This is a genomic window from Arthrobacter sp. BB-1 (genome assembly GCF_006151685.1).
Taxonomy (GTDB): domain Bacteria; phylum Actinomycetota; class Actinomycetes; order Actinomycetales; family Micrococcaceae; genus Arthrobacter.
In genome coordinates, this window is sequence record NZ_VDEV01000042.1 from 23,045 (window position 1) to 29,798 (window position 6,754).

A 6,754-nucleotide genomic window follows, 5' to 3' on the forward strand; every position below is an offset into this window, starting at 1 on the left:
CCACATTAAGGAATAGAAGCATGAGCAATCCTGGCAACCACCCGACCTTCCCTGCCGTCTCCGAACGGGTCAGCCGACTGCATGCCCGGATGACCCTTCCGGAAAAGCTGGCACAACTGGTCGGCTACTGGGTAGACAAGGGCGATGAGAACGTGGCCCCGCTTGACGGCGAGTTCGCCGCGGTCCCCACCTACGCCGAAGCAACGGCCGAGGGCATCGGCCATCTCACCAGGGTATATGGGACCCGTCCGGTCGATCCGCTGGAGCGGGCTCAGTGGCTGTGGTCCGAGCAGCGCCGGCTGCGCGAGCAGACCCGGCTAGGCATCCCGGCCTTGGTGCATGAAGAGTGCCTGACCGGGCTGGCCGCCTGGAAGGCCGCCACGTTCCCGACCCCGCTCGCCTGGGGGGCTGCGTTCGATCCGGAGCTTGTCCGGGACATGGGCGCCGCCATCGGCGCCTCGATGAGGGAGCTCGGCATCCATCAGGGCCTCGCCCCGGTGCTGGATGTCATCCGCGACCCGCGTTGGGGCCGCGTGGACGAGTGCATCTCCGAAGACCCCTATGTCGTCGGCACAATCGGCACCGCCTATGTACAGGGCCTGCAGTCGGCGGGCGTACACGCCACGCTCAAGCACTTCGTTGGTTACTCGGCATCGCAGGCGGGCCGAAACCATGCCCCCGTACATGCCGGAACCCGCGAAGTGCGGGATGTGCTGCTCCAGCCATTCGAGATGGCCGTGCGCGACGGGGCCGTGCGCTCGGTGATGAATTCCTATGCGGAAATCGACGGCGTGCCCGTCGCCGCGAACCGCGAGTATCTGACCGGGGTCCTGCGCGACGAGTGGGGTTTCGACGGTACGGTTGTGGCCGACTACTTCTCGGTCAGCTTCCTGCATACCATGCACCGGATTGCGGCAGACCGCGGCGAGGCCGCCGAACTTGCACTGACGGCCGGCATCGACGTGGAACTGCCGACCGGCGACTCCTTCCTCGCTCCGCTCGCCGAACGCATCCGCGCCGGCCAGACCGACGAAGCGATAGTGGACCGTGCCGTGCTGCGGGTCCTGGCCCAGAAAGAAGAGCTGGGCCTGCTCGACGAAACGTTCGACGCACCGCCCGCCAAGATCGATCTTGACACCCCACGGCACCGTGAGCTGGCAGGACGCCTGGCAGAGGAGTCGCTGGTATTGCTGACCAATGACTGCACCCTGCCCCTGGCCCGGACGGCACGACGCATCGCCGTGCTCGGTCCCAACGCCGCCGCCGTGGAGGCGTTGATGGGCTGCTACTCGTTTGCCAACCACGTGCTGGCGCACCACCCGGGAGTGCCCCTCGGCTTCTCTATCGTCCCGGTGCTGAACGCGTTACGGGACGAGTTCCCCGAAGCTACCGTGGCCACTGCTCAAGGCTGCGAGGTTGAGGGCGAAGACCGGGCCGGCATTCCCGCGGCAGCGGCCCTCGCCGCGGATGCTGAAGTGGCCGTCGTCGTTGTTGGGGACCGAGCTGGATTGTTCGGCCGCGGCACAGTCGGTGAGGGCAATGATGTGGAGAGCCTGGAACTCCCAGGTGTCCAGCGCGAACTGGTGGAGGCTGTGGTGCGGACAGGCACACCTACCATCATGGTCGTCCTTTCCGGCCGTCCGTACGCGATCGGCTGGGCGATCGAGGGCCAGGGCACTCCGTCCGCCGTATTGCAGGCGTTTTTTCCGGGGGAGGAAGGCGGGCCTGCCATAGCCTCCGTACTCTCGGGACGTGTCGCACCGACGGGACATCTGCCGGTCTCGCTCCCGCGCTCCGCGGGAGCACAGCCGTTCTCCTACCTTCACCCCCTTCTCGGCGGCCCCTCTGACGTGACCAGCGCCGACAGCACCCCGGTGTTACCCTTCGGCCACGGCCTCACCTATACGACCTTCGAGCACAGCGGCCTCGAAGTGCCGGATACAGTGTCCGCCGGCGGAGCCTTCAATGCGACGGTTACGGTCCGGAACACGGGTGACCGCGCAGGCACCGACCTCGTTCAGCTCTACGCACACGATGTCTACGCCAGTGTCACCCGTCCGGTGGCGCAGCTCCTTGCCTACACACGGGTTTCGCTGGAACCGGGGGAGAGCGCACTGGTGACGTTCGACGTGCCGACTATGCGACTGGCCTTCACGGGTCCAAGTGGCGACCGGATTGTCGAGCCCGGCGCCGTCGATCTCTGGGTCGGCTCTTCCTGTGCGCAGCGCGAGACCACAGCAAGTCTTTCGATCGGCGGTCCTGAATATGTCGTGACCGCCGCCGACCGCCGCCTGGCCCTATCCACGATCCATATCCCGGCCCCCTCCTCAAGGGCATAGGACCGGTTTGCGGCTGCCGCCGGTGAAGTTTCTTCCACTCGACCGCCGATTTGCCGCACTCTGAAAGGACGCCCATGTACAACGATCTGTCCGAAGCTGAGCTTCGGAGTTACAAGAGCTCCCAGACATGCAACGACGACTTCGATACGTTCTGGGAACAGACCCTGGAGGAATCCCGCCAGGCGGGTGGGGAAACCGTGATCGAAGCTGTAGCGGAAGGCCTGGAAACCCTTGATGTCTACGACGTCACCTTTCCGGGCTTCGGGGGCGAACCGGTCAAGGCCTGGCTGCGAACCCCGAAGTCCGCGTCCGGGCCCCTGCCCGCCATCGTCCAGTACATGGGGTACGGCGGGGGACGGGGACGTCCCTGGGAAAACCTTTTCTGGGCCTCTGCAGGTTTCGCACACTTCCAGATGGACACCCGCGGCCAAGGATCCGGATGGTCAATCGGGGACACTCCGGACACGGCGGGTGCATCGGGCCCCCAAGTACCGGGGGTCATGACCAAGGGAATAAAAGACAAGGAGACCTATTACTACCGGCGTCTCATGACGGACGGTGTGCGCGCCGTCGATGCAGCACGCACCATACCCTTCATCGATCCGGATCGCATCGCGGTCACCGGAGGGAGCCAGGGAGGGGCCATCGCACTGGCCGTTGGCGCACTCGTCCCGGACCTGTCCGCCGTCGCCGTGAACGTGCCTTTCCTCTGCGACTTTCCCCGCGCGACCACGATCACGGACGCTTACCCGTTCCGAGAAGTCGGCGACTACCTTTCAACCCACCGACAGGACATCGACATCGTCCAAGAGACCCTCAGTTACTTCGACGGCGTCAACTTCGCGGCCAGGGCGAGGCACTCTGCTTACTTTTCGGTAGCGCTGATGGACTTGATCACCCCGCCGTCCACCGTGTTCGCCGCCTTCAACGCCTACGCCGGAGAGAAAAAAATCCAGGTCTGGCCGTACAACGGCCATGAGGCAGGCGGACCGGATGATGATCGGCTCATGCGACGATTTCTTTCGGAAATCCTCCACTGACAAGCTTCCGGCCACTCCGCCGCGGCGGGCGGCGTATCCGGCCCGCGCAGTCAAAAAAGCCCCTACACCCGTCAAGGAGTACAGCATGAGTGCACCCGCCCAAACCGCCGATCCAAGCATGTCGCATAGGCGGCGCCGCGTGTCCCTGGCCATCATGACCGCCGACGGAAGTCCGCTGAGGGACGCCGACGTCGTGATTGAGCAGACACGCCATGAGTTTGCCTTCGGCAACATAGGTTTCGACTTTATCCCCCTCGCCAATGGCGAAGCGTCTGAGGACCTTTCGGCCGCAGAGATTGAGGCATTTGGCGGCGCGGACATCGACCAGCTCGCCCATCTGTCCGGCCTCTGGCTCGACCTCTTCAATACGGCAACCTTGCCTTTCTATTGGGGCCGTTTCGAACCGAAGCGCGGGCGCCCCGACACCCAGCGGCTTAGAACGACCGCCCAGTGGTTCGCCGAACGGGGCGTGACGGTCAAAGGCCACCCACTGGTCTGGCACACGGTCACGGCCCCTTGGCTCCTCGGTCTGCCCCTGGACGAAATCGAACAGGTCCAACGCCAGCGGATCCGGCGGGACGTGGCAGATTTTGCAGGGCTCATCGACACCTGGGACGCCATCAACGAGGTCGTCATCATGCCGGTGTTCGACCGCGAAGACAACGGCATCACCCGTCTCGCCTATGACCGCGGCCGCATCCAGATGATCCGAATGGCCTTTGAAGAGGCGCGCAGCGCCAATCCGTCGGCGACTCTCCTCATCAACGACTTCGACCTATCGTCGGCCTACGAGTGTCTCATTGAGGGCGCTTTGGAAGCCGGGATCCGGATCGACGCGATCGGTCTGCAGACGCACATGCACCAGGGTTACCGCGGAGAAGACGAAATCCTGTCCACAGTCGACCGCTTCGCGCGGTATGGATTGCCGATCCATATGACCGAGAGCACCATTCTCTCTGGACACCTCATGCCATCCGAGATCACCGACCTCAACGACTACCGCGTATCCGAGTGGCCCAGCACTCCGGAAGACGAAGAACGCCAGGCAGACGAGATTCGGCGTCATTACCGCTCCCTCGTTTCGCATCCGGCCGTCCAGGCAATCAACTACTGGGGCTTGACCGATAACGGCGCGTGGCTCGGGGCCCCTGGCGGGTTGGTGCGCTCCGACGGAACCCTGAAACCGTCGTACAGGGCCCTCCACGAACTCATAAAGGGTGACTGGTGGACTGCGCCGACAACAGCACGCACCGACCTCAGCGGGCGTGTCGAAGTTGAGGGATTCTTCGGCGATTATTCCGTAACCGCCGGCCCAGCCACTGGACGTTTCTCAGTGACAGCCGGACTAGACGCAGTACCTGTTCGGCTCCTTCCCCATGAGTGATTCAACTCAAGCCAGGAACTGAAGGGCGGGCGTTTGGTAGTACCGTTCCCGGGCAGCTAAACAGGCTCGACGCCCGGCCTCGACCAGTTCGAATCAGATCGCCTCGGCCAGCCGACAAGTGTTGACCACGCGACGGGCAATGACGGCGCGCGGTTCCAAAGCCAACTAACCATGGCGACGTAGTAGCCACGCGGTTCAGAGATCTCCTGGTCGATGGGGGCAGGATGGGACATTGCACCGTTGGTCGCAAATTGGGGGTCCGAAAGGACAGTCCGTGGTCTATGTCATTTTGGAGTACAGCGTGCCAGGCTTCGAGGTTGCGCGTCCTATTGACGGCATGTCAAAAGGGAGTTGGTGACGAGGCAGTCTTCATCGCTCGGCAAGGACCGGGAGTCGAGCATGTTCGACGTCGGCCGATTTGGCTTGTGGGTTGCTGGTGGTTGGGAGGGTGATGCGGAGGGAAGCCTCGGTTTCTCTGCCGTGCTCTCCGGGCATGCCACTGCCGGGAAAGGTGCACCGTCACTTCACAGGGCCGAAACCCGCGGCAGCGTAGATTCCGTCAATGACCTTCATGTTGAAAAGGCTGTCGGAGCCCTCAGTGAGCAACTCCTGGCCTGACTGAAGACCATGGACTATGGCCTCGAGTTGGTGGTCGTAGGTCTCAAAGCCTCGTACGGTCCAGATCCGGTCCAGCCCGTTATGGCTCAGGGAGATGGAGTGCCCCCTCGAAGGAAAGACCAGATTCTTGACGACGAGTTTCCCTTGAGTGCCCACCACTTCGAGAGATGAGTTCAGGTGCCCGGGCTCTTCCAGCATTGCTGAGGTGATGAGCGCTGTTGCTCCTGAGGGAAACTCGAGGTCGGCCGCCACGCTCAGGTCCGCGCCAAGGGGGTTGAGCGACCCGCTGGCTCGGACCACCGTTGGTTCTTCGCCCATGAACGCCCGCACCCAGTGAACCGGGTAGCAGCCGAGGTCCATCAGCGATCCGCCTCCCAGTCTCGGGTCGTGTCGCAGGGACGCGGGATCGAACGGATTCGAGCTGGAAAAGTCCGCGGTCAGCGTCAGAATCTCCCCGAGCGCGCCGGAGGCCTTGACGGCATCGAGTTCCGCGCTTAGGGGGTGATACCGGTCATGAAAGGCTTCGATGAGGCGGTAACCTGTCGATTGCGCAGCCTCCAGCATTCGTGCAGCCTCATCAGCATTCAGAGCGAAGGGTTTCTCGCAGAGCACGTGCTTGCCTGCTTCCAAAGCGGCGATCGACCACTTGGCGTGCTCGGAGGGTGGCAACGCGTTATAGACCAAATCAACGCCGGGGTCGGACATCAAAGCGGAGTAATCGCCGTAGAAACGGCCAATGCGGTGCTGGTCGGCGAACTGCTGTGCAGACGCTGTACGGCGGGAGGCCACCGCGACGACCTCTACGTCAGTTCGCCGGCTAGCGGGCCGGATGACTGCCGCAGGCGCTATGCCTGCTGCGCCCAAAATTCCGATTCTTAACACTGCATGTCTCCTTGCCGCGGCGCCAGGACCCGCAGTCTATTCGGTCAATTTGTACGAGTATCCCTGCCAAGCGGGCGGGTGCCAACCAGACACTGTGGAGCTGCATCTGCCGCCCGCCGCAAGCCAAGGCAGCGGAACGTCGAGAGGAACAAAACAGCAGCACTGGCGATCCAGCAACGGCCCATTGACCCCAACCCATCCAGCTTATATAGTTCAGGCGGTAAACTAAAGCTTGAACGACGGCGATCTCACGAGTGCAAGGACGCATCATGGCTATTTCCCCCACCCCTGCTGACAAGTTCACCTTCGGCCTCTGGACTGTGGGCTGGACCGGCGCGGACCCGTTTGGTGTCGCGACCCGTGCCGCCCTGGACCCCGTCGAGGCGGTGCACCGCCTGGCCGAACTGGGCGCGTACGGCATCACGTTCCACGACAACGACCTGGTTCCGTTCGACGCCAGCGCCTCGGAGCGGGACCTGATCCTGAAGAAC

4 protein-coding genes and 1 pseudogene are annotated in these 6,754 nt (G+C 63.4%); 4 read left to right on the forward strand and 1 reads right to left on the reverse strand.

What is annotated here, in order from left to right:
* Positions 1–20 precede the first annotated feature (20 nt).
* The 3 genes from FHJ30_RS20220 to FHJ30_RS20230 all read left to right on the forward strand — a co-directional run bounded on the left by FHJ30_RS20220 (position 21) and on the right by FHJ30_RS20230 (position 4,763).
* Positions 21–2,339: a beta-glucosidase gene (locus tag FHJ30_RS20220; RefSeq protein WP_139031044.1), complete on the forward strand. Its 2,319-nt coding sequence runs from the start codon at positions 21–23 to the stop codon at positions 2,337–2,339.
* A 74-nt stretch (positions 2,340–2,413) separates the two neighbouring features.
* Positions 2,414–3,379, forward strand: a complete 966-nt coding sequence (locus tag FHJ30_RS20225; protein WP_139031045.1) for an acetylxylan esterase — start codon at positions 2,414–2,416, stop codon at positions 3,377–3,379.
* Positions 3,380–3,464: 85 nt separating this feature from the next.
* Positions 3,465–4,763 carry an endo-1,4-beta-xylanase gene (locus tag FHJ30_RS20230; protein ID WP_205677062.1) on the forward strand — a complete coding sequence of 433 codons (1,299 nt, stop codon included), beginning with the start codon at positions 3,465–3,467 and terminating at the stop codon, positions 4,761–4,763.
* Positions 4,764–5,282: 519 nt separating this feature from the next.
* Here the strand turns inward: FHJ30_RS20230 and FHJ30_RS20235 are convergent.
* Positions 5,283–6,263: a Gfo/Idh/MocA family protein gene (locus FHJ30_RS20235; protein ID WP_139031046.1), complete on the reverse strand. Its 981-nt coding sequence runs from the start codon at positions 6,261–6,263 to the stop codon at positions 5,283–5,285.
* A 269-nt stretch (positions 6,264–6,532) separates the two neighbouring features.
* Between FHJ30_RS20235 and FHJ30_RS20240 the strand changes: the two are divergent.
* A pseudogene (locus FHJ30_RS20240) lies at positions 6,533–6,754 on the forward strand (xylose isomerase); the annotation flags it as partial.